This window comes from Phycisphaerae bacterium (genome assembly GCA_028714855.1).
GTDB lineage: Bacteria > Planctomycetota > Phycisphaerae > Sedimentisphaerales > Anaerobacaceae > CAIYOL01.
Genome location: JAQTLP010000001.1, coordinates 168,430 through 194,586 on the forward strand (window position 1 = coordinate 168,430; position 26,157 = coordinate 194,586).

Here is a 26,157-nt window from a genome sequence, read left to right on the forward strand (position 1 = left end):
TTCGAATTTTCATCGCAAATTTTCTATTTGTCGACTAAAATATGCCTAATTCCCTTGTAGCGTAACGTTATGGTTTTTGATGAACTCTTAAAACTCGTTTCTTCGAATAAGGCCCCTGTTATTCGTATTGATTCGCGCCTTGTCAAAGCCGGCGATATCTTCGTGGCTGTCGTTGGTGCAGTATGCGACGGCCACGACTTCATCAGCCAGGCCGTAACAAATGGCGCCAAATACATCGTTTGCCAGAGGCCTTGTCTTCATAAAGGTCTGGAAACAATCCTCGTCGATGATTCCGCAAAAGCAGCAGCGGTTCTGGCGCAGGCTCGTTCGGGTAACCCTGCCTCTAAACTGACCAATCTCGCCGTCACCGGAACAAACGGCAAAACCACAGTCGCTTTTCTCGTCCGCTCCTGCATACAAATCGCCGGCCAAAAGTGCGGACTTGTCGGCACAATTATCTACGATACGGGGTCGGAAACCTTCGAAGCGCCCCTGACAACGCCCGACTGCCTGACAATCGCCGAGAGACAATCGCAAATGTTAAAGGCCGGCGCAAAATATATGGTCATCGAAGCCAGTAGCCACGCACTCGCTCAAAACCGCCTCGCCGCTGTCAGCTTCAAAGCCGCCGCGTTTACCAACCTCACAGGCGACCATCTCGATTACCACAAAACCAAAGAAGAATATCTCGCAGCCAAAACAAATCTTTTTGCAGGCCTTTCACCCCAGGCCACAGCTATATTAAATAAACAATCACCAGAAGCGGAAAAAATCGCCAAAAAAACAAAAGCAAAAATTCTATGGTATGCCGTCGATGCCCCTGCTGATATCACAACCCATATCGAATCAATGGACATAAATGGAACAGTTTTCTCGCTGGAATATGTCGGCCAGTCATCCATCGTAAGAACTCCTCTGCTGGGTCTGCACAATGTCAGCAATCACCTCGCCGCGGCTGGAATATGCCTTGCCGCAGGCCTGGACTTAAAAACAGTAGCCGCCGGCCTTTCAGCCCTCAAGGGTGTGCCGGGCCGATTGGAAAAAGTCGATTGGAATGGCGATTTTGCCGTCCTGGTTGATTATGCGCATACCGACGACGCCCTGAAAAATGTCCTCTCGACATTAAAACCTCTCTGCAAAGGCAATCTAAGGGTCATCTTTGGCTGCGGCGGGGACAGAGACAGGACCAAACGCCCGAGAATGGCTAAGGTCGTCGAACAATTAGCTGACTTTGCAATTGTAACAAGCGATAATCCCCGCACCGAAAATCCGCAGGGTATTATTAACGAAATCGCCGCCGGCTTCAAAAATCCTGGCTCACAGAAAATTACCATCGAGCCCGACCGAAAAAAGGCAATCGCAATGGCGATGAATACTGCCGGCAAAAACGATATTGTCCTCATCGCCGGTAAAGGCCACGAAGATTATCAAATAATCGGCAAACAAAAATTCGGCTTCTCAGACAATGCGGTCGCTTTGGAGTGCTTAACAAAAAGAAAATGAAAAAATTCCTTATCAAAGACCTCGCCCAGATAATCAAATCGCAGCCTCTTGAGGATTCGGGCCGTGCTCTGCGGGCCGTCAGTCACGGCTCCTTCATACGCGTCAATACCGATTCGAGAACCATCAAGACCGGCGATTGCTTCTTCGCCATCTCAGGCGATAACTTCGACGGCCACGACTATATTGACGACGCCTTCGCCAAAGGCGCCGTCTGCGCCGTCGTCAGCAGAGATATCGATTCCCCGGGCTTTTGCCTGCTGAAGGTCGATGATACCATAAAAGCCCTCGGCGACTTCGCCGCCGAATTTCGCCGGTTGATGAATTTCAAGGTCGTTGCCGTCACCGGCTCGGTCGGCAAAACCACCGTCCGGCAAATCGTCCATCACATTTTAAGTCAGAACCACCGTGTCTTTCAATCCCAGAAAAATTTCAATAATCAAATCGGCCTCCCTCTGACACTTCTCGGCGCCGACCCGAAACACGAAATCGTCGTCACCGAACTGGGAACAAACCACCCTGGCGAAATCGCATATCTTACTGCCATTGCCCAGCCGAACATCGCGGTTGTAACCAATGTTTACCCCGCCCACCTGGAGGGCTTCGGCAGCGTCGATGCTATCGCGAAAGAAAAACTGTCCATCTCACAAGGCCTCCCGTCCGATGGTGTCTTGATAATCAACTCCGCCGTCACACCGCCCGCGGAACTCTCAGCCAAAATCCTGACCTTCGGAAAAATAGGTAACTGCGACTTCCGCGCCCAAAACATCTCCTTCGACGGCCCAGCCAGTCGGTTCACCATCGATGGGGCAGAGGTTCTCCTGCCGCTTGCCGGCCCCGGCAATGTCGAAAACGCCCTTGCCGCCTGGGCTGTCTGCAGCCAATTCGGCATAACTATTGATGATTTCGCACAGGCGGTAAAGACCTTGTCGACCGTTCCTATGCGGGCCGAATTCCTGCAAATCGGAACGCTGACGGTATTAAACGATTGTTACAATGCAAACCCAGCCTCGATGAAAAATGCCCTCGACATATTGGCAGGCCTTGTCTCAAAAGAAAAACGCCGGGCGGTTTTTATCTGCGGTGACATGGCTGAGTTGGGACGGCAAACGGAGGATTTGCACACCGGCCTGGGCAACGACATCGCCGGGGCCGAAGTTCAGCTCCTGCTGACCGTCGGAGATTCAGCGAAAATCGCCGCAGACTCCGCAAAAAACGCCGCAAAATACGGTTTGCAAACAAATTCTTTCGCAGATGTCCTTTCAGCTTGCAATAATCTCAAAAAATTCATAAAAGATTACGATATAATATTGGTCAAGGGCTCCAGAATTAACAGGCTGGAAGTGGCCGTCGAAAAATTAAAAGAACTTTTCTCGTAAAGCTGTCTTGCCAGGCCTTTAGCAAAACACGCAATTACGAGATACGAGATATAGTATGATATACCATTTGTTGTGGCATTTCCGCGACGTCTTCACTCATAAACTGGGCTTCTATGCCTATCAGGATGTCCTGTTTCGCTCGGTAGCCGCCGTCTTGACAAGTTTTCTTGTCGCGATTTTCCTTGGCCCTTCCATAATCCGCTTCCTGATGCGCAAAAAAATCGGCGACCGCCCGGAGTTTCATCACGCCGCACTTAACGAATTGACCAGGGAAAAGGCCAACACCCCTACAATGGGCGGCCTGATTATCATCATCGCCGGTTTAGCGACAACTTTGCTCTGGGCAAAGCTAAATAACCCCTTCGTCCAAAAAGCAATCATTTTAGTGATAATGTTTGGCGCCCTCGGCGGCATCGACGACTGGCTGAAACTCACTGCGGACATCAGGCACCGAAGCAGAGACGGTTTGAAACCCTGGGAAAAAATCCTCTTCCAATTCGGCTTCGCCGTCCTAATAGGCCTCTTCTTGTATAGAGACTTTACTAACATCCCGGACGGTAAACTGTTCTGGCTGCCGTTCTATAAGCACGGCCTGCCGCTGGCCAACTGGATGTTTGTCCTTATTGCCATTTTTTATCTGTCCGCTACCAGCAATGCCGTCAATCTGACCGATGGTATGGATGGCCTCGCTGCTGGCTGCGTCGGAATGGTCAGCCTCGTTTTGGCCCTGCTTTGTTACGTCGCTTCCGAAACAATGACAAGAACAACCTCTGTCACCTGGTCCAGCTACCTCCTGCTCCCCGCAATCCCGCAGGCCGGCGAACTGAGTATCTTCTATTCGGCAATCTTGGGAGCTGTGCTCGGCTTCTTGTGGTACAATTGTCACCCTGCCCAGACCTTTATGGGTGATGTCGGCTCTCTGCCGCTTGGCGCAGCAATGGGCTACGGCGCTCTCGTGACGAGAAATGAAATTCTCCTCCTGATTATCGGCGGCGTGTTTGTGCTCGAATTGGTCAGCGTCATTCTTCAGGTTGGTTACTTCAAATACACCGGCGGAAAACGTATCTTCAGATGCGCCCCAATCCACCACCATTTTCACCTCTCCGGCTGGTCCGAGCCGCAGGTCGTTGTCCGATTTTGGCTCCTCGCCGCTGCCTTCGCCGCAATCGCACTCGCAACTCTGAAAATCCGCTAAAAAGCAGCTGTTGACAAAATTTATTCTTCACTCTTATAATGCGCTCATTGATAAAACAAGTGTTTCTATGCCGGAGGCTGAAAATGAAAGACAGCATCAAAGTTTCCAATCATTTCAGAAAAGAGCTTAAGCAGGAACTTCAAATATGGCAGTCCGATGGCATCATCACCCCTGGCCAGTCGACAGCAATAAATCAAAGATACATGCTCGACCAGACAGCAGGAGAATCCAGAAATATAGTGCTGTCTGCCATATACATAATTGGAGCTGTCCTGGTCGCCGCTGGAGTTATCAGTTTCGTAGCTGCCCATTGGGATAAAATTACTCCTTCTGTCAAAATCGCCGTAATTATCAGCTTTATGCTCGCCTGTCACCTCTCAGGGTTTTATCTTTGGAAAATCTCCGGCAAAAGTCCCCGGCTCGGTCATGCGCTTATAACCCTTGGAACATTGGTCTTCGGCGCTAACATCGGCCTGCTTGCCCAAATCTTTCACATCGAAGCCAACTTCTACAATGGAATGTATGCATGGGCAATAGGCGCCCTCGTAATGGCCTACGCCCTCGAAAGCGAGCCGAATATTATAATTGCTGTAATTGTATCGTTCATAGCTTTTTGCGGCTGGATTGCCGACGATTCTCATTCCTTCTGCTACTATCCATTTGTTGCTGCTGCTGTCGTACTGCCGTTTGCTTACCTTCATCGCTCAGTAATCACCTTTGCCTTTTCTCTTCTTGCCGTAGCAATTTCTGTTATGGTATATGCCGCATGGGATAGCAGCGGCCTCTTCGGGTTCTCAATCGCTGCCGCAGGTGTTGGCTTGTTCTGCTTCGCTTATGGCCTGTTGTCTAATCGTACGAACAGCTTTAAAATCTTCGCGCCGCCGGCAATGGTGTTCGCCGTCCCCTTAGCTGCAATGAACGCGTATATGTTGTCCTTCGAAGAATCGGCCAGGGAAGTCAAACTCGCTTCAATCAAAGCAGAACCATGGACAATTCTGGTCGCGGTTGTCTATATCATCGCTGTGCTTATGTGGATATACGTTTTTAAGTCGATGCTGTCTGATCGCCGGCTCCGCCCCATTTCCATCTCGATGCTTGTATCGACAATATTATTGCTCTCAGGGATAATCATCAAGATTTTCCCACAGGGCAGCCGGGCTGATAACGATTATTTTTCGCTCATAATCACCGCCAATATCGCCTGCTTGGCCTTATGTGTCGGCCTGATTATCAATAGCTACCGCGCGGAAAACAGAGGCATCTTCTGGGCCGGAATACTCCTAACCGCCCTGATTATTACCAGCAGATTTCTCGAATATGAAACAGACCTGCTCCTAAAAGCGGCGGTCTTCACCGGTTGCGGTATCGGCTTAATCTTGGCGGGAGTCAGTTTTGAAAACTACCTGAAAAAAAGGAGGCTTATAAATGAATAAACGCCTGTCCTATTTTATTATAGCAGTTGCTGTCCAGCTTCTCATTCTTGGTGCTGTTCCTGCCGGGAAAATCTGTGCGTTGTGCACAGGAAAAACCGTTATCCTGAAAACAGCCCCCTATGACCCCTACACGATAATGAGCGGCTACTACGTCAATCTCAGCCACGAAATCTCTCACCCGCAAATCACGAACGAATGGCAGAATTGGCCCGGTGGACAGCGGGTATGGGTAGTGCTAAAAAAAGGTGACGGTGAAATCTGGAACGCCGTCTCCGTGCACAATTCTCGCCCCAAATCCGTGCCGGCTGATTGCGTGATTATAAAAGGCAAAAAAGAAAACCATAGAATAGTATATGGAATCGAATCGTATTTTATCCCCGAAGATGCACGTAATACGGTAGAAAGTGACCTCCGGACAAACTCCAACGAGGCGAGGGTTAAAGTCAAAATAGATTCTTTAGGCCGTGCGGCTTTGGTAAGTTTGCTGATACAGGATAGAGTTTATAAATATTAAACTCTACTCGTAATGGTCTTCGATGTGGATTCGGACGTTTTCTCTGTAACCTTCTGAATCATCCGGATTGATTTTGTTCAATCGCCTCTGTGCTAAAAATATCTTGGCCGCCGTCCCAACACAACCGGCCCCTGCAATAAAAAATACCGCCGCCGCTAACATCGCGAAAAGGGCCGGCAGCACAAGAATTAAAATGCCGAATCCTACCAAAAGCAGCCCAACCGTAAAAATCCCTTTTGCTATACCTTTCGATGCTTGAGAGATTGCATTCGTGTAAAAGCTGAACATTTCTTTTCCTTAATTAAAGAAAAACGGGCTCCTTGGTGGAGCCCGCTTAGAGTCTCTTTCTTTTTAATACATCCCGCCGCCGGGTGGCATCGCCGGTGCCTCTTTCTTCTCAGGAATCTCGCTCACTACCGCATCGGTCGTTAATAACAGCGATGCAATTGACGCTCCGTTCTGCAGCGCAGCCCGCTCGACCTTCGTCGGCACAATCACGCCGAACCCAATCATATCGCCGTATTCCTTGTGTAATGCGTCGTAGCCGAAATTCTTCTCTTTGCTTTCCATAACCTTCTGTGCGACAATCGAACCGTCCAGCCCTGCGTTCTCGGCAATTTGCTTAATCGGTGCCACCACTGCCCTGCGAACAATATCAATGCCGATTTTCTCATCGCCGCTGGTCTTGATTTTATCTAACCCCGGCAATGCCCGCAGCATCGCTACCCCGCCGCCGGGCAGAATGCCTTCCTCTACCGCCGCCCTGCACGCATGCAGCGCGTCTTCCACGCGGGCCTTCTTCTCCTTCATTTCCGCCTCAGTTGCTGCCCCGACATTGATTTGTGCGACCCCGCCCGCCAGCTTCGCCAGTCTCTCCTGCAGTTTTTCAATATCGTAATCGCTCGTGGAGTTTTCAATCTCGGTCTTAATCTGTTCGATTCTTCCTTTTATTTCCGTAGAGCTGCCCGCTCCCTCGATAATGGTCGTGTTGTCTTTGTCGATGGTAACTTGTTTCGCCCTGCCAAGCTGCGCCAGTTCGATGTTTTCCAGTTGCAGCCCCAGGTCTTCGAAAATCGCCTCTCCGCCGGTCAGGACGGCAATGTCACTAAGCATCGCCTTCCGCCTGTCGCCGAAGCCCGGCGCCTTCACCGCCGCCACTTGCAGCACACCGCGAAGCTTATTGACAACCAGTGTCGCCAGCGCCTCGCCCTCGATGTCCTCGGCTATAATCAAAAGCGCTCTGCCTTGCTTGGCCACTTTCTCCAGCAAAGGAACAAGCGATTTTACCGAGCTTATTTTCTTTTCATGAATCAGTACATACGGCTTATCCAGCACAACAGTCATATTCTCTAACTTGTTGATAAAGTGCGGGCTTAAATATCCCTTGTCGAACTGCATACCCTCAACCAGTTCCACCGTCGTTTCCAGCGATTGGCCCTCTTCGACGGTAATGACGCCGTCTTTGCCGACCTTGTCCATCGCTTCTGCCATCTTCTTGCCGATTTCGGCGTCCTGGTTTGCCGAGCAGGTCGCCACCTGTTCGATTTGCTTGTTCGAATCGACCTGTATGCTCATCTTTTGCAGCTCTTCTATTATCTTCTCGACTGCTTTTTCGATGCCGCGCTTCACCTGCATCGGGTTGGCTCCTGCCGTGATGTTCTTCAGGCCTTCATTGAAGATGCTCTCCGCCAGAATCGTTGCGGTCGTTGTCCCGTCGCCGGCTACTGTCGAGGTCTTCGAGGCCACTTCCTTTACCATTTGAGCGCCTAAGTTCTCGTATGCGTCTTCCAGCTCTATCTCTTTCGCCACCGTCACTCCGTCTTTGGTAACGGTTGGTGAGCCGAACGATTTTTCCAAAACCACGTTTCTGCCGCAAGGCCCTAATGTTATCTTCACCGCTTTCGCGAGTTTCTTTACGCCTGCCTGTATCGCTGCGCGTGCGTCAGTGCCGTAAGCTATCTTTTTAGCTGCCATCTCTTTATTTCTCCTTCTTTAGCTTTCTATCAATAATCAATTATCTACTTCTCAATTACAGCCATTATGTCCGACTCGCTCATAATCAGGTACTCTTTGCCGTCTATCTTTATCTCGCTGCCGGCATAGCTTGTAAAGAGCACCATATCTCCCTTTTTCACTTCCAGCTTCCGCACCGTCCCGTCATCGAGCGTTTTGCCTTCGCCGACGCTTATGACTTTCCCTCTTTGCGGTTTTTCTTTGGCGGTGTCCGGCAGAACTATCCCGCCCGCCGTCTTGGTCTCCGCCTCTAATCGCTCTACAAGCACCTTATCTGCTAATGGCCGAATCTTCATTTGACCTTACTCCTTTCAAAAAAATCCTTAATTCTCGCCCCGAAACACTCTAAACGGGGGGCTGTAATATACACTTATTCCGCAAAATTGCCATTATTATATTTCTTTATAAATAACCTGTTCAACTGTTCCCGCAGAATACCCATATTCACCGGCTTGTCAATAACGCTGAAAACATCCAGCCCCAGTGCCGCCCTCAGCACCGCCTCCCCCGGCTCGTTCGACAGCAGTATGCACGGCAGCCTCGGATAATCCATCCGGATAATCTTTATCGTCGCCAAACCACTGCCCTCAGAATCCGTATCCACTATTGTCGCCTGTATTCGCCTCCGCTTGATAATCTCGACAAACTCGCCTGTGCTTTCCGCCACTAACAGGTTAACCCCTCTCGGCTGAAATATATGGCGCAGCGCATCAGGCCACCCCCAGCCGGCCCCGCTGGCCAATACATTCACCTCGTCTAATTTGGACTCATTCAAAACCATAGCTTCCCATCTATAATTGCAAATATCGTGCCAAATCCCTCCCCCAAAACCCCTATTTCCGCAACCGCTTATTCCAAGCAGACTTACACCCTAAAGGTATGCTTGCTTCTAACCTGCCAACTCCGCACTATCCTGCCAATTCGACAGAGCTTGGCATCAATAATCCGCCCCCGGCTGATGAACAGCACGAAATCAGAAATCCATACCGGCAGCGACAGGAGCTATATCCCCCAGCAGCTTCTTCACTGTCGCAAGATCTGCGATATCAAAAGTCTTTCTCTCGTCGGTTTCGCCTGTTTTTTCTGGGGGTGGCTGATACGAAAGCACAATGCTGCCGCCGCATTCGAAGCACGCCATATCGCCTGATTTACCTTCTCCGGCCAAACGCCTCCTGTCCCTTAGAAAGACAAACATTCTGAAAAGGCCGTTTGCCTTTACGGCTATAACGTTTTCCGTATGTTCTATCTCGTTTAGTTTGTGCCATCGGACAATGATGTTCTCTGCCGCATCGATTACCGCGTCCTTGTCCGCGCCTTCAATAACCCACAGCGGTGTATAATAAAAAGGCCTGGCTACGCGTAAAGATTCCTTCTCGAATACCACATCGTCTTTGCGTATCCGTATATCCTCAATAGGAAATGGCTCAGTTGTGGCCTGAAGGTGCTCATGCCTGAGGATTGTCGCGCCGGCACGGCCGTTGAAGATAGCGCGAAAATATCCGTCTGTCTGTTCAATGAAATCATTCATCGCCGCCAGAACGCCCTTTTCATACGCTTGGTCGCGGTGCTCGGAGCTCATAATCGTGAAATGGTTGTTTTCAATATATGCGAAGTTGGCGCCGGCGAAATAATCTTCCCCGTCAAGTCGTAACCCAAGCAGTATTTCCGCCGGATTTAGCTCTGCTATGTTTTCACTGCATAGGTAGCAAGGCTTCCCATCTTCATCTATGTTGATAAGTTTCGTTTTATCCGCGTCCCCATTGATTACTCCTCGCTCAATCAGCAGCGAATGATTCTTTCGCAGTTCTCTGTCGGGATTCCACAACAGGCGAAACTTAACGCCGGTAGTTTCATCTTTGAATTGCTTGGGTTCCTTCCCACCCCGGCCTAAAGGCTCTGCCAGAACAAATCCGCAATTGACCTGCTGACGGTACAACGCAAGCAGACCGTAAGCTAACCCCTGCCGTCCGGTCAGTTCGCTCACGTCTTGCAGGATTTGCTCCCGCTGCCCAGATGAAGCTCCTGCAATCCGCGAAAACAGCTCTTTATCGTCAGGACTTGCCCGGAAGTGTCGGTGAATCTTATTCAGATACTTTTGCTCCGTCGACATTGAGCGGCCCTAAAATAAGACCACGTTATCTTCGTGATACAGCGAAAGGAACAGCAGCATATAATCACGAACGTGACGTGTCAGCAGAAAATTATTTCGGATATGTTCCCGCCCGTTCTCGCCGAGCTTCTTGGCGTACTCCGGAGTATTCAGCAGCTGCTTAATAGCAAAGGCGGCGCCTTCAATCGAATGAACAAGCAAACCGGAATAATTATGAGTTATCTGCAGCGGGATACCGCCGACTGCCGAGGCAACCACAGGCTTGCCTTTCCACAATGCCTCCGATACCGTCAAACCGAAACCTTCTCCGATTGATTTTTGTATTATTATCGTTGACGCCCTCTGCAGCGCGTTGATTTCGAGGTCGTCTTGTGGCAGCAAAAGAATATGTATGTCACTGTCCTGCTGCGCTTTCTCCTTCACTTCCTCAAAAACCTGCACCGATTCCGGGTCGTCGACCGCCGTCCCGCCTGCCAGAATAAGCTGACAGTCTATGTGCCTCTTCACCAGCAGATACGCCTCGATGACTCCGACCGGGTCCTTCAGACGGTCGAACCGCGATATCTGTGTGATAACGGGCTTCTCCCTGTCGATGCCGTATTTCTGCAGCACCGACTCAACCATCTCCGCTGGCAGTTCCTTGTTCTTGTCGCTCAATGGGTCTATCGAAGGAGCTATCAGGAATTGTCTCATCGCCAGCTTCTGCGCAAAGCTGGGCGCCGAGAACACGACAGAATCGTACCTGTCAATGAAATGCCTCAAAAACCGCCAGACCTTCCGGTCGGGCTTGGATGCGTCTATGTGACACCGCCAAATCCATTTGTTGTCGGCTTTTTTATCTATAAGACCTATCGGCTGGGGGTCGTGAATAAAAACTATGTCACTGTCAGTTGCAACCTGCTCGATGTTCTTCTCACTCGTGTCCATAAAAATATCGAAGTCATGTTGCGTTATCTCCTCCTGCTTTCCGTGAATGGCGTTATGAAACTTCTTGGTGACCGAAAAAAAATCCCCTCCGCCTCGTATAACGTCCCATTTTGTGTTGATGCCCAGCTCATTGAATAGCGGGACCATCCTGTTCAATATCTCTGCTACTCCTCCGCCGACCGCCGTCGAGTTTACCATCTGGACGCTGCGTCCTTTCAGCTTCTCCGCCACCAGCATCAGGTCGTCTACAACTCCACGCTTGGCAATCGGAATGTAATCTTCTAATGTGCCCATATCACGAACGTATCCTTCTCTCTATCAAATCGATGATTTTCTTCCTCAAATCCTCCAGTGTAAAAGTATATGGGTCAAGCCGTGAAATTTTGTCCGCCAGCTCCTTGTCCCCTATTGCCCTCTCTATCCATAGCGACAGGTCGTTCTTGCCCTTCTCGAGACGCAACCGCGACTCGAAAACGTGAAAGTATATCGAGTCGATTGTTATCTGCCTCAGAATGTCCGCCAGCTCCTTCAAATCGTTGGCGACATGGTTCGTAGGAAAAATAAAACTTATCGATTTTATGAAATGGAACTCCGCCCCCGGATTAACAAATTTCTTCTTTGCCTTCGGATGCTTTTGAAGATACTCCTCGATTACAAGGATTATTTTCTCCCGCAGACTTCGCACGCTCGAGTATCGGATTATATCGATGCTCGCAAGCTTCTCCCCCAGTTCGTCTTCGCCAAGAACGTTGGATACCCAGTATGCAAAATCATTAGGCGGCTCTGGGGATAAATGCTGATGCTGCTGAAGAAAACGGTGCGTATGCTGATATATGCACGCCCCTGATACCGTCCTTATCAGTTCTAACAGCTTGCTAAGTGTTGACGCCTTCAGCCCCGTCAATTCCGATAAATGCAGTCTCGTGCATAACCTGAACGGCTCAGACGCTTTTATTAATTCTGCCATCATTCATCTCTCTGACAAAAATCCAATTATATTCTTAAATGATAAATCTGATAATGTCAACAGCTTCCTTCTCGCTTGGCCTCCTGACCTGCTTGTCGACGGCAAGCTCTACACTATCGTTGATTTCGAACACGTCAAGCTCGGCGCGGCCTATCAGACCAGGCCTCTACGTAACTCGAGTTAAAGAATAAATACCTCGCAATCTTTATTGCGATTCCGTTTTACTTCACCCGCTATAAGTTATTTAACTTATTTCTATTGAAACCCCGTCAGGAACCGCTATAATCGGAAATCACGCTGATATCGGGGTGCCTCTTTGAAACGCACAGATTTATAGGCTCGAAATTCATCTGGGCTTCAGATGAAATAAAAAGGTGACGTATTTATTCTCGCTGACAACCAAAATAGGGAGAAGAAAAATGACTGAAAAAAAACTAACTACCGCAGCAGGAATTCCTGTATCCGACAATCAAACATCTCTAACCGCAGGCCAAAGAGGTCCGACATTGCTCCAGGACCATCATCTGCTTGAAAAACTGTCCCATTTTAACCGCGAACGTATCCCTGAGCGCGTTGTGCATGCAAAGGCTGCTGGCGCGCACGGCACGTTCACCGTTACCAGCGACATCACAAAATACACTAAGGCTGCCGTTTTCTCCAAAGTCGGAAAGAAAACGGAAGTCTTCGGCAGGTTCTCTACCGTCGCAGGAGAAAAGGGCTCCGCTGACACCGTGCGAGATGTCAGGGGCTTTGCGCTTAAGTTCTATACCGAACAAGGTAACTGGGATATGGTAGGCAACAACACCCCGACCTTCTTCATCAGAGACGCAATCAAGTTCCCTGATTTTATTCATACCCAGAAAAGAGACCCGAAGACAAATGCCAAGAATGACACAATGCAGTGGGATTTCTGGTCACAGGTCCCAGAATCTCTCCATCAGGTGACTATCCTCTTTTCTGACAGGGGCATTCCCAAAGGCATCCCTTTCATGAATGGCTACGGCAGTCACACATATAGTTTCATCAACGCCAAAAACGAGCGATTCTGGGTCAAGTTCCATTTCAAGACTCAGCAGGGAATACAGTGCTTTATGCAGGAAGAAGCGGATAAGATTGCGGGAGAGGACCCCGACTATCACGTCAAGCAGCTCTTCAACGCGATAGAAAAAGGTGACTTCCCAAAATGGACACTTTCCGTCCAGATTATGCCCGAAAAAGAGGCCGAGAACTACCGATGGAATCCCTTCGACCTGACCAAAGTATGGCCCCACGGCGATTACCCCCTCATTGAGGTCGGCGTACTTGAGATGAACAAAAATCCCGAAAACTATTTTGCCGAAGTCGAACAGGCTGCCTTCTCGCCCGCAAACGCGCCTCCCGGAATCTCCTTCTCACCTTGCAAAATGCTTCAGGCCCGAATCTTCTCTTATGCCGATGCTCACAGGTATCGCCTCGGCGTCAACTTTGAACGGCTACCTATAAATTGTCCCCACGCCGCAAAAGCCGATAATTATCAGCGCGACGGAAAAATGAGGTTCGACGATAACGGCGGCTCCTCCCCAAATTACGAGCCGAACAGCTTCGGCGGCCCAAAGGCAGACCCCGCATATAAAGAACCCCCTCTGAAAATCTCCGGCGATGCCGATTGGTATGAGCAGAAGCGCGGCGTCGATGACGATTACATCCAGCCGGGAAACCTTTATCGTTTAATGCCGCCTGACCAGCAGAAAAGACTGGTTCAGAACATCGCGCGTTCGCTCCGTAAAGTCTCGAAGGAAATCCAGAAAAAAATGCTCGAGCATTTTACAAAGGCTGACAAACAATACGGCGAAGGCGTCCAAAAAGCTTTATAATCGTTTAGCCCTGCCATCACTATGGCAGGGTCTTCGTTTATATTTAGCCCCCAGCTCCGTTGCAGGCGCGAGGATTACTTCGTCCGTTCTCCGCCCTCTGCTGAAGCGATGGCGGAAATCCCAATTAATAAGTTCATTTTTAGCTGGCGATAGGACGATAACTATATAAGAAATAAAAAGAAATTGTCTCGGAGTCCAATGAAATGTTCAAAAAAGCCCTCTTAATTATCCTGTTGCTTCTCGTCATACTTTCTGCGGTTGGTTGTCAAACAGTACAAGGCGCCGGCGGAGATATCAGCTGGCTTGCCGGTGCAAGAGACTAACATTAAGGCTTGTCTTTAACAAAACCCTTGCCTCGCCTGCCCTCGAATGTCGTAGTCGGGGGTTGCTCACTCGGTCTTCTGTCGGGGGCCAGAACGCTTTCGGTGTGCTAACTTGGGAAACTTAGTTCGAGAGAGTTAATGTTGAAAAATTATTATGGTGCCCCCCAGATTTAACTGCCGAACTATGAACAACGAACTAACTTCAGATTGAAAAGGTATAGCCGTATTTCCACCCTTTGCCGCTGGTATCTTCCCCATATCCCTGCGCCGTCATTCTCCTTTCCCATTGCCGGGCTGCCGTCTCGCAAGTGAATTGCTGCATTACTTTGAAATCGCGAGGGTTGGTATGTTCCCTCTTTCTTTTTTCCGGCTCATCCGTAAGTCCTGCATACCTCATACGCACTCAACTTTCGTAGAATTCCTGCCCGTCATTGTTTACTTTATTGCCCATCCGCCCGCCGCACAATTATCCCTGCCCTGTGAGATGTGTTGTGTACTATCTAACCGGGGTTGGCGTATTGATAATAAATTAAATCGCGGATTGTTGTTACGTCTCTATCGGGTATCTCCATGCCTATGCTTGTGTCTCACTTTCTGATTTTTGCCATGCCGGTGGCGGGACAACCTTATCGTAAGAAAACAGTTGCACATTCCCGCAGTTAGTACAGGTAAATATCTTCATCGTGCGGCCTCCAACAAGATTGAAGCCTAAGTTATGGATTTTTGTTGCGTTCCCATCGGCAACCAGATCATATTCTCCTATCCCACACACCTTACATTTTCTTTTCTGCGTTAGATCAATACCATCCGCGCCGCATTTGATCAGACCTATAGTTCTGTCAATCTTCTTAAGCAATGCCCCTGCGTCTGGTAAGCAATTTCTTTCTCTTTCAACTATACATTTATCAAACAATTGATTTGCTAAATTAATCCCTGGAGAATCTGGGAACATCTTTTCAACATTAAATTCATCGTCCCTGAAATACCACAACCGTAGTAAGCGTCGCCCACTTGTCATTGACCATAGCACTTTACCTAAAGAGAACACGTCAAATGTTGGCTTTACTTCCTCAATTCGCATTCCTATTGCCCATCCTGGCATCCAATCATGGCTACCAACATTTTGATATTTTTCAGAAATTCTTGTATGCTGTGGGTCATCAAAAAACACGAGTCCGAAATCTCCCAGCACTAGATCGTTCTTCGTTCCAACAAATATGTTTTCAAGTTTTATATCCCTATGGACGTATCCTTCTTTGTGCAATTTTGCGACTCCTTCTACTATAGGCCGAATCGCTTTCAAAACAGATAAAAAATCGCCTTTGTACTCATCCATTTTCTGTGCTAACGTACCTCCGGAATAAAATCTTGAAACGAACCATTCGCCGTCGGGGTCAGAATTCACCAATTCAAGCAAATTAGAGTGCAAATTTCTCGACATTACACCAATCTCACGCTTTATCCTCTCTTTTGCTAAATTCGGATCTCTTGCATCTTTCGGCTTGTGCAGAACCTTCAATGCAAATTGATTCGCAGGGTCTTCCATCTGCAACATTTTTGGCAGCCATTTGCACAATTCCTTATGATCATCAAGTTGTCTTTGCGCCCCGTAATCAAAATTTGACGTTATGGCTTTTAGGATTTTACGAACACTGTTCTTAACCTCGATGTATTCATCTTTTCGACATACGCGATACACCTTGCCTTGTCCACCGCCATCATGTTCTGCAATAATTTGCCATTTTTGTTGGTAATCCATATTCTTATATCCTTAATTTTTAATTTCTGCTAATACACCACCTTGCTCCATCACTAAACATCTTCGTTGTAAGCAACTCATTCTTTTTGTGCCTTTTTGTGGCAAACCATGCTTTGATTTTCCTTTTGAATTCATGGGGCAAAATTAGAGCCTGTCGCCGTTTTTAATCATGTCATAATTCCGCTTTTTTCTTGTTTTACAATTCTACCCAAACCACACAATACCAAAGACTACCCCCGCGATGCTTTTTCTCCGCCGTTGCTCACCCCATTTTACCCGCAAATTTTGTTAAAGGAAAGCATTTATAACAGCTATATTTTCCCGCGAAATCCGTGCTCTCTGTGATAAAAAAATTCGTGCTTATTCGTGTTAATTTGTGGTTAGAAATTTTCCCCATTTTACCCACAAACTCAAACCCCCGCAAACATTAAAGTCCGCATCCTAAAAACCCCAATTCTCAAATCCCTCACTTTGAAAACCATGACTCTAAAATCAGTATATTAGCATGTATGCATATACTAATATACTTTCCCCGCCCCGGCCTGACCCTCGAAGCGTAGTTTACCTCGCCATCTCTATGAGGGCGGGCATAAAAATCCCCAATTCTTAAAACCCCGCAGACAAAAAAAGAATACCTAACTATCTTAGGTATTGCCTTCTCGCCCTGACCCCCGACGAAATCGCCATCGTTGAAAAATCATCTTAAAAAAATCTCGAAGCGCAGCACAGATCCTTGATTGTTGCTAACTTGGTCTTCTGTCGAAGACCCGTATTCTAAACGCGAATCCCCCAATCCGTCCATCAAAAAATCTATGCGTCTATCCTCACTATATGGCATTGCCACATAGTGAACTGCATTTCCCAAATCCACCGCAACAAAAATCCCTCCGTGATTATCCGCGCTATATGGCATTGCCACCTACTGAAAAAAATACCACATCTCCAGCCCAAATTCGCAACTTAAAAACTCGTGTTAACTTAGGCAATTTAAGCCTTAGGTACCTGTACCCAATTTTTCTATGAACTACGAACTAAAATTCTCTGTGAACTCTGCGTTCTCTGTGGCTAAGATTTTGTTTTGAATTTCGTATCTTGGTGATTGGGATTTATTTGAATTTTGTCGCTTGTTTTTTGAAATTTTCCGCGACTTGTTCGCTTCGAACAATTCGCGCAGGGGGGTAAAAAATTCACCGACATTTTCAACCATTTTCCGCGCATTTTCTCTCACTTTTGCGCGCATTTTTACCAATTTTTAGCATTTTTTACCACTTTTTAGCAGCTTTAAACCACCAACTTGCGCGTTTGGTGCTACCCCACTTTCCCTATCTTTTCTATTTTGATAATTAACTTATTTTTCCCAAAATCTCACCAATTTCAATTTCTCTTTTTTCTTTAATCCTTGTAAAATACTAAACTTATGAAATCTAAATTATTAATTCTTTTCCTCGCCACCCGCCCGAAGTTTTTGACCGCATCCATCGCCCCGGTTCTCGTTGGCTCCGCCCTCGGCTTCGCAATCTCCGGCTCCTTCTCGCTGCATCTCTTTATCCTCGCGCTACTTGCGATAATGGCCCTGCACGCCGGCGCCAACGTAGCCAACGATTATTTCGACCATATCTCCCGCAACGACTGGCTCAATCAAAACCCAACCCCTTTCTCCGGCGGCAGACGTTTTATTCAGGACGGAATCCTCTCCCCTAAAGCGACATTACTCCTTTCCCTGCTTGTATTTACGACAGGGGCAATCCTCGGCACCATTATCTTTTTACTTACCCAAAGCGTCTTTATTTTAGCCCTCGGCCTTATCGGCCTGCTCGGCGGTTTCTTCTACACAGCTCCGCCTCTTCGCCTCGGCTATCGCTCCATCGGCGAACCCGCCATTGCGCTGTTATTTGGCCTTCTGCCGGTCTATGGCTCATACTACCTGCAAACACAAACCATTGGTATTATTCCACTTATACCATCTGTCATTGTCGGAATATTGATTTTCTTGGTGATTTTGATAAACGAATTCCAGGATGTCGCCGCCGATGCCGCCGTAAATAAAAGGACCCTTGTAGTCCGTTTCGGCGTCCCCGCTTCTATATGGATTTATCGAATAGCGCTCGCCTCAAGCTATCTTATTGCGGCAGTAGCAATACTGCTTTATCGCCCTTTTACTTGTGCAGGATTGCTTTATATTCTTACGTTACCGGCAGCTATAGTCGCGATAAAAGTCGCAAATAAAAACAATTTGCTCAAACCCGGCCAATACCGCGCCAGCAAGTTGACAGTATTTCTACACGCCCTTGGTTCGCTGGCCCTCATTGCCGGCTTTATCATTTTCGGCCTCTCCTGGCTGCGCAGAATCTAATTGACCGAATTGCTTATGCCGTTTAGACTTATTACAAATGAATAGGCGTATTATAATAAACGCAGACGATTTCGGCCTGTGCAGCGGAGTAAATAAGGCTGTGGCACAGGCACACACTGACGGCGTGCTGACCAGCACGACGATTATGGCCAATATGCCTGCCGCCGACGAAGCCGTCAAAATAGCTAAACAGTTGCCAAACCTCGGCTTAGGTGTTCACCTTAACCTGTTCAAAGGCCGGCCCCTGTCGAAAGACCAGAGCGTCAACTGTTTACTTAACACCGATGGCGACTTCGCTTTAACACCTGCCAAGTTGTCTCTTCTATCCGTATACAGACGTAAGATTCGAACTGCCATACAAACAGAGCTGGCCGCTCAAATTCAATGGGTAATTGACAACGGCTTAAAGCCGACCCACTTAGACTCACATAAACATATTCACAGCTTTCCCGTTATTTTCCCAATAGTGTGCGGCCTGGCCAGGCGGTTTGAAATTCCCGCCATACGTTTTACCCTTGAGCCGAAACAGCTTTTGGCAATGCCCTGGCCGCTGCCGAGCGAAGGCGGGAGAAAAAGAGCAAAAGCGATCCGGATTATGGCCAAGATTAACCGTATCCAAAACTCGGCTTTACTGAAAACCGATTGTATTCTCGGCGTTGCGCATATAGGGAAAATAGATGTGAATTTCTTCAAGGCAGTCGCTTTATACAGCTCGGCGGCAACCGCAGAAGTAATGACTCATCCCGGGCTTGACAACGACTCGAAACACAAGCAATCCAGCCTGCATCAGCGAAAGGGTGAGCTTGAAGCTCTTTGCAGTGAAAGAACAAAACAGTATCTCAAAAACGCAGGAATGAAATTAGTGCATTATGGACAGCTCTAACCAGCTTAATAAAAATCCCATTGATTGCTCGATTATAGTGCCGCTTTACAATGAAGCACCGGCGGTCAAAGAGCTTTACAGCCGGCTGACCAAAACAATGAGCGAAACCGGCCTGTATTATGAACTGGTCTTTATCGACGATGGAAGCAGCGACAATACCCTGGAGCTGATAAAAGACATCGCCGGCAAAGACAGCAAGGTTGTCGGCGTTGAGCTTCGCCGAAATTTCGGCCAGACGCCTGCTCTTGCCGCAGGCTTCGATGTCGCAAAGGGACAAATAATAATATCGATGGACGGCGACCTGGAAAACTTTCCGGAGGAAATACCGAACTTTATCGAAAAGATTAACGCCGGCTACGACGTTGTCAGCGGCTGGCGCAAAAACAGAGCACATGGTTTTATAATGAGAAAAATACCGAGTGTGACAGCCAATTGGATTGCCTCAAAAGTAAGCGGCGTTGATATCCACGATTTCGGCAACACCTTCAAAGCTTACAAACGCGAAGTCATTGAAGAATTGAACTTGTACAGCGAGATGCACAGATTCATCCCGGCACTGCTGTCTCGCAGCGGCATCAAAATCATCGAGATACCGGTAAAGCATATCAACCGGCCCTACGGAACCAGCAATTATGGAATCTCCAGAACGGTTAGAGTCGTCTTCGATTTGATAACGCTGCGGTTCCTGCTCGGATACGCCACCAAACCGCTGCATTTTTTCGGCCGGCCTGCTGTTTATTCTATCCTGTTATCTTTCGCACTGTTTGCATATATACTGTATGATAAATTCGTTTATAAGGTGCCGATTACTGTTGCACACGCACCGTTGACGGCCTTGGCGGCGATGCTCCTGCTGATTGGCGCCATATTTGTAACCACAGGACTGATAGGCGAGATGATAAGCAGGGTATATTTTGAATCAACAAACAAAAAGATATATTCAGTTCGTAAGGTCCATCACAGGGAAAATTTAACGGCAGGTTAAAAGTGGCAAAGAAGAAAAAACAATCTCTGGCTGCACTGTATATTATTTTAATCGCAACAGCGGTGGTAATTTTATTAGTCAGGCATTTTCATATCAAGAATTTTTGTATCATAGAGCCGGATATCCTTTATACCAGCGGCCAGCCGCGGGGAATGGACTATACCCGCCTGCTCTATAGATATCATATCGCCACAATTATCAACCTGCGCTCCCAGGCAGAGCACCGCAACAGAAACTGGTATAACGAAGAAGTAACCTGGGTCAGGAACAATGGCGTTAAATATATCGAATTGCCTATGGATAAGAATAACCCTTTTCCTGACTGGCAAACTATCGACAGGTTTTTTAACACAATGTCTGACAAAACCAACCTGCCGGTTCTCCTGCACGGAAGCGGAGATGATGAGAGGGTTGCTATGCTCACAGCGGTGTGGCTGAGTAAAAGTCAAAAATATACCGCCGGGGAAATCACATCGATAGTAAAAAAAATTGTAAACCGGCGCGAACTGACAAAAGCTGAGACGGAATATATCCGTTCTCTAACAGAATGAAAATACCCCGCTAAGTGTCGCTGTCCTTTTTTATCAGCGGGGCTGATTTGTGAAATAATGCTCCGCTTACCTCTCGCCAGCCCGAATTTTCTTTGCGATACACCTCTCTGAAACGGTTATCCTGAGTCAATTCTTTCATGTAACCTGAGGCTGCTGCAATCCAGTACCCCCTTTGATAACAGTTGTATAATTCATCCGCATCCGATACTACCGGAACAGTTGTGCCGAAATAGTGTACAAAGTTGCTCGATACGTGTTTATAAACGACGATGTTTTCAGTCGGCGGGACTATCTGCGCCACTTTTTTGGAGAAGTCTCGCGAATATCTAAACTCGTCCGTAGAAGCTGCAAAGCTCGCGTATGAAATCATACTCACGACAAGAACACCGGCGAAAACCGCCGTACAACCCCAGCCGTTTTTCCCTTTGGCGAACAACGCAGCTATTATGGCAGCAGCTACTATCGTTGCCGACGCAAGTATTAACATCTTGTGAAGATTCACAGGGCTTATTTTGGCTACGCAAATGGTCGCTATGATAATGCCGACAACTACAACTGCAAGATGTCCCTGGAACATTTTTACGGCAAATTTGTGCTCGTATGCTTTTTGACTGAAGACCATATCCTCAAGAAGAATGCCAATCAAAATTGCCATGGCAGGCATTGAAGGCAGAATATAATGCTGGCGTTTGCCTGCATTGATAGTAAGAAACACCAGGTTCACAACGAACCACAACCACAAAAACAGCATCACAGGCCGCTTCTTGTTCCAAACCTTGTAGAAAGGAGCGGCCAGCGCCAGCGGTAAGAAAGCGGCCCAAGGCGCTATGTATCTGAACATTATGAGAAAATAGAAATAAGGCGGATAATCTCCTTTTGCATAAGTTCCGAAGAAACGGTCGACAAATTCATGCTTCCATACCATTAAGTCCCAGTTTACTTTGTGAGCGATAGCCAGCGGCCACGGCAATACGATGGCCAGAAAAATAATCACCCCTGCCACTGATACCCAGTTAAATAGTTTCCTCCATTGCCGGAATATGGCAACGTAGAAAAACAGTGGAATCAGGACAAGCGGCAGCGGAGCAGGCCCTTTGGCCAGGTTACCAAGAGCAAAACTTATCCAGAAGACAAGCATATATACAATCTGCTTATTCCGGTCTTTTGCAATAACTGCCGAGTAGAAACTTAGAAAGCACAGCAAAACAAAAAACATCAGAGCCATCTCCGGTCGGGCACTGTGGGAATAGCGGAGATAGCACAGCGATGTTGCCCAAACAGCCCCCGAAATTACTGCAATGCGAAAAGATAGCCACAGATTTACAAAGTACAGAATGGCGACAACAGAAAGCACCGCAAAGATAACGCTTGGCATCCGTGCGGCGAACTCATCAACCCTGCCGGTTATTTTAGCCAGGCCCGCCACAAGCCAATAGGACAGTGGTGTTTTTTGAAGACGAGGCTCTCCGTTACAGGTAGGCCAAGCCCAGTCGCCGCTTGCGAGCATCTCGCGAGCAGCAACAGAAACAAAACTTTCGTGATTGTCCAGAGCTTCTTCAGAAAGCATCCATGCTGCGTTTACCGCCGAAAGAAGCAGCACTCCACATACTATTAGAACTTTTGTATTTTTACCGTTTTTATAGTCGTTAGCCATTGGTGGGGTATTGTGTCACCAAGCGTCTGAAGAATCAACTGATTAGTTTAATTATCTCATTAAGATTGTTAGGCGCTTCTATGGGCGGATTGCTAAACTTGCCCTGATTTTCTTTATGGTAGTTAACTGTTACATTAGGGTCTTTAAGTGCGTGCCCCGTCAGCACACAGGCAACCCGTTCGTTAGCCGAAATTTTGCCATTGGCCCGCAACTGCTTTAATCCTGCAATCGTTGCCGCCGAAGCCGGCTCGCAGCCTAGCCCGTATTTGCCTACAATCGCCTTTGCATCGACAATCTGCTCGTCGGTTACTGCACAAACAACACCATTACATACATCAATCGCCCGGAGACACTTTTTCAGATTGACCGGCCGTGAAATCTCTATCGCCGAGGCACAGGTGTGCGGTGAGAAATTACGTGCCGTCAAATCAGCATAATAATTATCTATTATTTTCTGATTAACATAACCATTATTCCAGACAAGTTTCTTGTTATTGACCAGTTCGGTCAATGTATCGGCGCCGGCGGCATTAACAATCGCCATCCGCGGTACTCGTTTAATCAGCCCGAGCTGTTTTAATTCTGAAAACGCCTTACCGAAGGCGCTCGAATTGCCGAGATTGCCGCCGGGCACCACAATCCAGTCCGGCACCTCCCAGTTTAACCCTTCGATAATTCTATACATTATCGTCTTTTGGCCTTCCAGCCGGAATGGGTTCAGTGAATTGAGCAGATACAATCCCAGCTTCGTGCTGACATCCTGAACCTGCCGCATACAGTCGTCGAAGTCTCCTTTTATTTGAATCGTTTGAGCGCCATAATCCATAGACTGGCTGAGCTTGCCGAAAGCAATCCTGCCGGAGCCGATGAAAACGGTGGCTTTCAGACCGCAGCTGTGTGCATACAGCGCCATTGCTGCTGAAGTATTTCCAGTCGATGCGCATACGCACGAACTCGCCCCAACCATCCTGGCGTGACTGAATGCCGCGGTCATACCGTTATCTTTGAATGAACCCGATGGATTCAGCCCTTCGTATTGCAAATATAAACACCCCGGCTTCATATCAGCGTACTTGGCAACCGCATCATTCTGCTGCAAAATTGTCTGCCCCTCACCTATCGTGACTTTATATTTGTCATCGCAGAAGTTAAGCAGCTCCCGAAACCGCCACACCCCCGAAAAATCCAGGGGACTGTTTCTGTTTGCCCAGCGTTTGCCGAACTCGCTGAGCTTCTTCGGCACTTTTATCCTGTCCCAGTTATACTGCGTATCCAGAAGCTCGCCGCACTTCGGACACTTAAATCCGCCCGCGGCAAACGTGCAGTCGAACTGGGCTGCACAATCCGGATTAATGCACTTCAGATAAGCTGCATCAGTTTTACTCATACACAAAACTCCTTTTGGGTTTTGTTGTTTATAGTGTTTCGCGGCCCATCGTTTTCGGCCCGGACCGCAGCCGGACAATTGCCGTTGATTTTTTCTATTAATTTCGGCAGCTCGGCAAGCCGGCTTATTTTCAAAACGCCTTCCGGAATCGTCTTTCCGATATTAGTATATGCCTCTTTCAGAACGGCCTGCATACCGGCTCTTAAGGCTGGAGAGACGTCCTTGTTAATCCGGTCGCCGACAAATAATATGTTCCCCGGCGGTTCGCCTATTTGCTGAGCGGCTGTCTGGAAAATTCGGATGTCCGGCTTCCTGAAAGCAACCTGATATGAATAAATTCGAAGCGTGAAAAAATCAAGTATGCCGAACTGGGCAAGGTGCCTGTCTAAAGAACCCTCGCTTATAAAAGTGTTGGAAACTATGCCCAGTTTAAGGCCCATCTGTTTAAGGCAAGACAGAGTCTCCTTCAGCTTAGGTTCGATTCGCGCCTGTTTCGCCAGCGGCTCATACCAGAGCCAGCCCAACTGACGCCACTGGTCCTCACTTAGGGTAAGGCCTTTCTTTGTACCGATTGTCTTCAATAATAAAATGGTGTCGAAATCTTTCCCCGTCAGCATGGAAACCAGGCAGCGGAATCTGAAAGCTGTCATGCTGTGCAGGAAATACCACGTGAAGCTGCCGAGCGGCTGCTTACAGCTTCGCAGGAATTCATAGGTCGCTTTTGCGCTTTGGCGAAAAATCTCTGTCGTATTTACTCTGCCGAAGTTCAGCAGAGTTTCGCCGAGGTCAAACAATATCGCTTTGATTTTTTTACCAGGCATATTCTTTATTTTCTCAGCGGCGGAATATCATCACCAAAAGTTTCCCGCACCCATTCGAACATTTCCTCATCCGATATCGCCGACGCACGATTGGCTGAATACTCAGCGTCAATTTTATCCTTTATCTTGGTTATATGAGGGTTGTGCTTGGATATTTCAATATCGAACATAGACTCTATCCAGTGCTTGATGCCGGCAGCACCGCTCTTGTCGGTAATCGCCACGCTGACTGGTCTGTTAAACAGATTCTTCGTATCGAAGCAATTGTAAATCTGTTCGTCCTTTAGCAAACCGTCGGCGTGAATGCCGGCCCGCGTAACATTGAAATCCCTGCCGACCAGCGGATAATTGTGCGGAATTTCAAAGCCAAGCTCCTTTCTGGCATACTCAGCCAGCTCGGTTATCGCAGCGTAGTTAACACCAGCCGTCATCCCTTTCAGCTGGGCATGTTCGACAACAAGCATTTCCAAAGGTGAATTACCTGTTCGCTCGCCGACACCGAATATCGAAGCGTTGGCGGAACTACAGCCGTAGAACCACGCCGCCGTTGCGTTTACCAAGGCCTTGTGGAAATCGTTATGACCGTGCCATTCGAGCCGCTCAGGGGGAACACCAATTTCTCGAAGGCCTCGGACAAGTCTCGGAACGCTTCTCGGCAGGGCAACCTCGGGCCAGGGCAGGCCAAATCCAAGTGTATCACAAAGACGAATCTTTATCGGCTGTTTTCTCTCCTCTGCCAGCTTCATCAGCTCAGATGCAAAGGGCAGCACGAAACCTTCATAATCGGCACGGGTTATGTCTTCGAAGTGACATCGCGGTATGACCCCGTTATCCAGGGCCGCTTTGGCGATATCAAGGTAAGCGCTCATTATCTGTGAACGTGTCTTTCGCAGTTTCAGAAATATATGATAATCACTTACTGAGGTCAAAATACCGGTCTCAGCGAGCCCCATTTTCGCAACCAGCTTGAAATCGGCCTCCACAGCCCTTATCCAGCCGGTAATCTCAGGAAACTTGTACCCACGGGCCCTGCACAGCTCTACCGCCTTTCTGTCTCGCTCTGAGTATAGAAAGAATTCACACTGCCGAATCAAACCTGTTCCGCCGTCTATTTCATGCAGTAAATCGTATATCCGCAGCACTTGCTCGGGGGTATAAGGGGGCCTGGACTGCTGACCGTCACGGAAAGTCGTATCGGTTATCCATATATTCTCCGGAATATCACGAGCAACTTTTTGCTCGTCGAATATTACCTTGGGAAATTCCACATACGGAAATATCTCCCGATACAAATTGGGTTTTTCTACTTCTACAAGTTTAGGCTTTTCTTTAGCCATTCTTTTCTCCAGCTTTTCTCTGCGCTTTCGGCGCAGTCTTGGCATTCCAGCCCGCCATCACGCATCTCGTTTAAGATACGGATAGTGGCCGAGATGGGAGTCGAACCCATACGCCCGTGAGGACAGGGGATTTTAAGTCCCCAGCGTCTGCCATTCCGCCACTCGGCCCGGTTTCGCTCCGTCGCCAAGGCTATGAAGCGTCAGCCCCATAGA

At 48.1% G+C, this 26,157-nt stretch carries 23 protein-coding genes and 1 tRNA gene; 10 read left to right on the forward strand and 14 right to left on the reverse strand.

Annotated elements, in window-relative coordinates:
- Positions 1 to 69 precede the first annotated feature (69 nt).
- The 5 genes from PHG53_00770 (at position 70) to PHG53_00790 (ending at position 6,021) form a co-directional block, all read left to right on the forward strand.
- Positions 70 to 1,503, forward strand: coding sequence for a UDP-N-acetylmuramoyl-L-alanyl-D-glutamate--2,6-diaminopimelate ligase (locus PHG53_00770; protein ID MDD5380160.1), 1,434 nt, complete (start codon positions 70 to 72; stop codon positions 1,501 to 1,503).
- Positions 1,500 to 2,879, forward strand: coding sequence for a UDP-N-acetylmuramoyl-tripeptide--D-alanyl-D-alanine ligase (locus PHG53_00775; GenBank protein MDD5380161.1), 1,380 nt, complete (start codon positions 1,500 to 1,502; stop codon positions 2,877 to 2,879). Before PHG53_00770 ends, PHG53_00775 begins: the two co-directional genes overlap by 4 nt.
- Positions 2,880 to 2,934: 55 nt before the next feature.
- On the forward strand, positions 2,935 to 4,074 hold the full coding sequence (gene mraY, locus PHG53_00780; protein ID MDD5380162.1) for a phospho-N-acetylmuramoyl-pentapeptide-transferase: 1,140 nt from the start codon (positions 2,935 to 2,937) through the stop codon (positions 4,072 to 4,074).
- Positions 4,075 to 4,157: 83 nt separating this feature from the next.
- Positions 4,158 to 5,507 carry a DUF2157 domain-containing protein gene (locus PHG53_00785; GenBank protein ID MDD5380163.1) on the forward strand — a complete coding sequence of 450 codons (1,350 nt, stop codon included), beginning with the start codon at positions 4,158 to 4,160 and terminating at the stop codon, positions 5,505 to 5,507.
- Entirely contained in the window at positions 5,500 to 6,021 is a 522-nt protein-coding gene (locus PHG53_00790) for a GDYXXLXY domain-containing protein (GenBank protein MDD5380164.1), read from the forward strand. Before PHG53_00785 ends, PHG53_00790 begins: the two co-directional genes overlap by 8 nt.
- Before the next feature lie 3 nt (positions 6,022 to 6,024).
- On the opposite strand, the gene PHG53_00795 is transcribed toward PHG53_00790, so the two are convergent.
- The 7 genes from PHG53_00795 to PHG53_00825 form a co-directional block, all read right to left on the reverse strand.
- Positions 6,025 to 6,309 carry a hypothetical protein gene (locus tag PHG53_00795; protein MDD5380165.1) on the reverse strand — a complete coding sequence of 95 codons (285 nt, stop codon included), beginning with the start codon at positions 6,307 to 6,309 and terminating at the stop codon, positions 6,025 to 6,027.
- A gap of 63 nt (positions 6,310 to 6,372) precedes the next feature.
- Positions 6,373 to 7,995, reverse strand: a complete 1,623-nt coding sequence (gene groL / locus PHG53_00800; protein ID MDD5380166.1) for a chaperonin GroEL — start codon at positions 7,993 to 7,995, stop codon at positions 6,373 to 6,375.
- Between the two features lie 44 nt (positions 7,996 to 8,039).
- A complete protein-coding gene (gene groES, locus PHG53_00805; protein MDD5380167.1) occupies positions 8,040 to 8,330 on the reverse strand; it encodes a co-chaperone GroES in 291 nt (96 codons plus the stop codon).
- A gap of 74 nt (positions 8,331 to 8,404) precedes the next feature.
- Positions 8,405 to 8,815 carry a response regulator gene (locus tag PHG53_00810; GenBank protein MDD5380168.1) on the reverse strand — a complete coding sequence of 137 codons (411 nt, stop codon included), beginning with the start codon at positions 8,813 to 8,815 and terminating at the stop codon, positions 8,405 to 8,407.
- Between the two features lie 192 nt (positions 8,816 to 9,007).
- The gene (locus tag PHG53_00815) at positions 9,008 to 10,144 is read right to left on the reverse strand and encodes a DUF4922 domain-containing protein (GenBank protein ID MDD5380169.1); all 1,137 of its coding nucleotides are present in this window, start codon (positions 10,142 to 10,144) and stop codon (positions 9,008 to 9,010) included.
- 9 nt (positions 10,145 to 10,153) lie between these two features.
- Positions 10,154 to 11,365 carry a glycosyltransferase gene (locus tag PHG53_00820; protein ID MDD5380170.1) on the reverse strand — a complete coding sequence of 404 codons (1,212 nt, stop codon included), beginning with the start codon at positions 11,363 to 11,365 and terminating at the stop codon, positions 10,154 to 10,156.
- 1 nt (position 11,366) lies between these two features.
- A complete protein-coding gene (locus tag PHG53_00825) occupies positions 11,367 to 12,041 on the reverse strand; it encodes a DUF5752 family protein (protein MDD5380171.1) in 675 nt (224 codons plus the stop codon).
- Between the two features lie 416 nt (positions 12,042 to 12,457).
- Between PHG53_00825 and PHG53_00830 the strand changes: the two genes are divergently transcribed.
- Positions 12,458 to 13,891 carry a catalase gene (locus PHG53_00830; protein ID MDD5380172.1) on the forward strand — a complete coding sequence of 478 codons (1,434 nt, stop codon included), beginning with the start codon at positions 12,458 to 12,460 and terminating at the stop codon, positions 13,889 to 13,891.
- Between the two features lie 525 nt (positions 13,892 to 14,416).
- Here PHG53_00830 and PHG53_00835 read toward each other — a convergent pair.
- The gene (locus PHG53_00835) at positions 14,417 to 14,611 is read right to left on the reverse strand and encodes a hypothetical protein (protein ID MDD5380173.1); all 195 of its coding nucleotides are present in this window, start codon (positions 14,609 to 14,611) and stop codon (positions 14,417 to 14,419) included.
- A gap of 177 nt (positions 14,612 to 14,788) precedes the next feature.
- Positions 14,789 to 15,973 (reverse strand): protein kinase family protein, encoded by a 1,185-nt coding sequence (locus tag PHG53_00840; protein ID MDD5380174.1) that lies wholly within the window; start codon positions 15,971 to 15,973, stop codon positions 14,789 to 14,791.
- 1,417 nt (positions 15,974 to 17,390) lie between these two features.
- Here PHG53_00840 and menA point away from each other — a divergent pair.
- The 4 genes from menA to PHG53_00860 are packed head-to-tail and all read left to right on the forward strand — an operon-like array spanning position 17,391 to position 20,745.
- On the forward strand, positions 17,391 to 18,326 hold the full coding sequence (gene menA / locus PHG53_00845) for a 1,4-dihydroxy-2-naphthoate octaprenyltransferase (protein ID MDD5380175.1): 936 nt from the start codon (positions 17,391 to 17,393) through the stop codon (positions 18,324 to 18,326).
- A gap of 37 nt (positions 18,327 to 18,363) precedes the next feature.
- Positions 18,364 to 19,209, forward strand: coding sequence for a ChbG/HpnK family deacetylase (locus tag PHG53_00850; protein MDD5380176.1), 846 nt, complete (start codon positions 18,364 to 18,366; stop codon positions 19,207 to 19,209).
- Positions 19,196 to 20,194: a glycosyltransferase family 2 protein gene (locus PHG53_00855; GenBank protein MDD5380177.1), complete on the forward strand. Its 999-nt coding sequence runs from the start codon at positions 19,196 to 19,198 to the stop codon at positions 20,192 to 20,194. Before PHG53_00850 ends, PHG53_00855 begins: the two co-directional genes overlap by 14 nt.
- 2 nt (positions 20,195 to 20,196) lie before the next feature.
- A complete protein-coding gene (locus tag PHG53_00860) occupies positions 20,197 to 20,745 on the forward strand; it encodes a hypothetical protein (GenBank protein MDD5380178.1) in 549 nt (182 codons plus the stop codon).
- A gap of 10 nt (positions 20,746 to 20,755) precedes the next feature.
- Here PHG53_00860 and PHG53_00865 read toward each other — a convergent pair whose 3' ends face one another.
- From PHG53_00865 to PHG53_00885, 5 genes are all read right to left on the reverse strand, one after another.
- The gene (locus PHG53_00865) at positions 20,756 to 22,399 is read right to left on the reverse strand and encodes a glycosyltransferase family 39 protein (protein ID MDD5380179.1); all 1,644 of its coding nucleotides are present in this window, start codon (positions 22,397 to 22,399) and stop codon (positions 20,756 to 20,758) included.
- 34 nt (positions 22,400 to 22,433) lie between these two features.
- Complete coding sequence (gene thrC / locus PHG53_00870) at positions 22,434 to 23,786, reverse strand: threonine synthase (GenBank protein ID MDD5380180.1); 1,353 nt, start codon at positions 23,784 to 23,786, stop codon at positions 22,434 to 22,436.
- On the reverse strand, positions 23,783 to 24,607 hold the full coding sequence (locus PHG53_00875) for an HAD family hydrolase (protein ID MDD5380181.1): 825 nt from the start codon (positions 24,605 to 24,607) through the stop codon (positions 23,783 to 23,785). Before PHG53_00875 ends, thrC begins: the two co-directional genes overlap by 4 nt.
- A 5-nt stretch (positions 24,608 to 24,612) precedes the next feature.
- Entirely contained in the window at positions 24,613 to 25,944 is a 1,332-nt protein-coding gene (locus PHG53_00880; protein MDD5380182.1) for a 2-isopropylmalate synthase, read from the reverse strand.
- An 85-nt stretch (positions 25,945 to 26,029) separates the two neighbouring features.
- Positions 26,030 to 26,112, reverse strand: a tRNA-Leu gene (locus tag PHG53_00885).
- Positions 26,113 to 26,157: the final 45 nt, after the last annotated feature.

Coding starts and splice junctions, on each gene's coding strand:
- PHG53_00770 (MDD5380160.1), top strand. CDS start 70: ATGGTTTTTGATGAACTCTTAAAACTCGTTTCTTCGAATAAGGCCCCT.
- PHG53_00775 (MDD5380161.1), top strand. CDS start 1,500: ATGAAAAAATTCCTTATCAAAGACCTCGCCCAGATAATCAAATCGCAG.
- mraY (MDD5380162.1), top strand. CDS start 2,935: ATGATATACCATTTGTTGTGGCATTTCCGCGACGTCTTCACTCATAAA.
- PHG53_00785 (MDD5380163.1), top strand. CDS start 4,158: ATGAAAGACAGCATCAAAGTTTCCAATCATTTCAGAAAAGAGCTTAAG.
- PHG53_00790 (MDD5380164.1), top strand. CDS start 5,500: ATGAATAAACGCCTGTCCTATTTTATTATAGCAGTTGCTGTCCAGCTT.
- PHG53_00795 (MDD5380165.1), bottom strand. CDS start 6,309: ATGTTCAGCTTTTACACGAATGCAATCTCTCAAGCATCGAAAGGTATA.
- groL (MDD5380166.1), bottom strand. CDS start 7,995: ATGGCAGCTAAAAAGATAGCTTACGGCACTGACGCACGCGCAGCGATA.
- groES (MDD5380167.1), bottom strand. CDS start 8,330: ATGAAGATTCGGCCATTAGCAGATAAGGTGCTTGTAGAGCGATTAGAG.
- PHG53_00810 (MDD5380168.1), bottom strand. CDS start 8,815: ATGGTTTTGAATGAGTCCAAATTAGACGAGGTGAATGTATTGGCCAGC.
- PHG53_00815 (MDD5380169.1), bottom strand. CDS start 10,144: ATGTCGACGGAGCAAAAGTATCTGAATAAGATTCACCGACACTTCCGG.
- PHG53_00820 (MDD5380170.1), bottom strand. CDS start 11,365: ATGGGCACATTAGAAGATTACATTCCGATTGCCAAGCGTGGAGTTGTA.
- PHG53_00825 (MDD5380171.1), bottom strand. CDS start 12,041: ATGATGGCAGAATTAATAAAAGCGTCTGAGCCGTTCAGGTTATGCACG.
- PHG53_00830 (MDD5380172.1), top strand. CDS start 12,458: ATGACTGAAAAAAAACTAACTACCGCAGCAGGAATTCCTGTATCCGAC.
- PHG53_00835 (MDD5380173.1), bottom strand. CDS start 14,611: ATGAGGTATGCAGGACTTACGGATGAGCCGGAAAAAAGAAAGAGGGAA.
- PHG53_00840 (MDD5380174.1), bottom strand. CDS start 15,973: ATGGATTACCAACAAAAATGGCAAATTATTGCAGAACATGATGGCGGT.
- menA (MDD5380175.1), top strand. CDS start 17,391: ATGAAATCTAAATTATTAATTCTTTTCCTCGCCACCCGCCCGAAGTTT.
- PHG53_00850 (MDD5380176.1), top strand. CDS start 18,364: ATGAATAGGCGTATTATAATAAACGCAGACGATTTCGGCCTGTGCAGC.
- PHG53_00855 (MDD5380177.1), top strand. CDS start 19,196: ATGGACAGCTCTAACCAGCTTAATAAAAATCCCATTGATTGCTCGATT.
- PHG53_00865 (MDD5380179.1), bottom strand. CDS start 22,399: ATGGCTAACGACTATAAAAACGGTAAAAATACAAAAGTTCTAATAGTA.
- thrC (MDD5380180.1), bottom strand. CDS start 23,786: ATGAGTAAAACTGATGCAGCTTATCTGAAGTGCATTAATCCGGATTGT.
- PHG53_00875 (MDD5380181.1), bottom strand. CDS start 24,607: ATGCCTGGTAAAAAAATCAAAGCGATATTGTTTGACCTCGGCGAAACT.
- PHG53_00880 (MDD5380182.1), bottom strand. CDS start 25,944: ATGGCTAAAGAAAAGCCTAAACTTGTAGAAGTAGAAAAACCCAATTTG.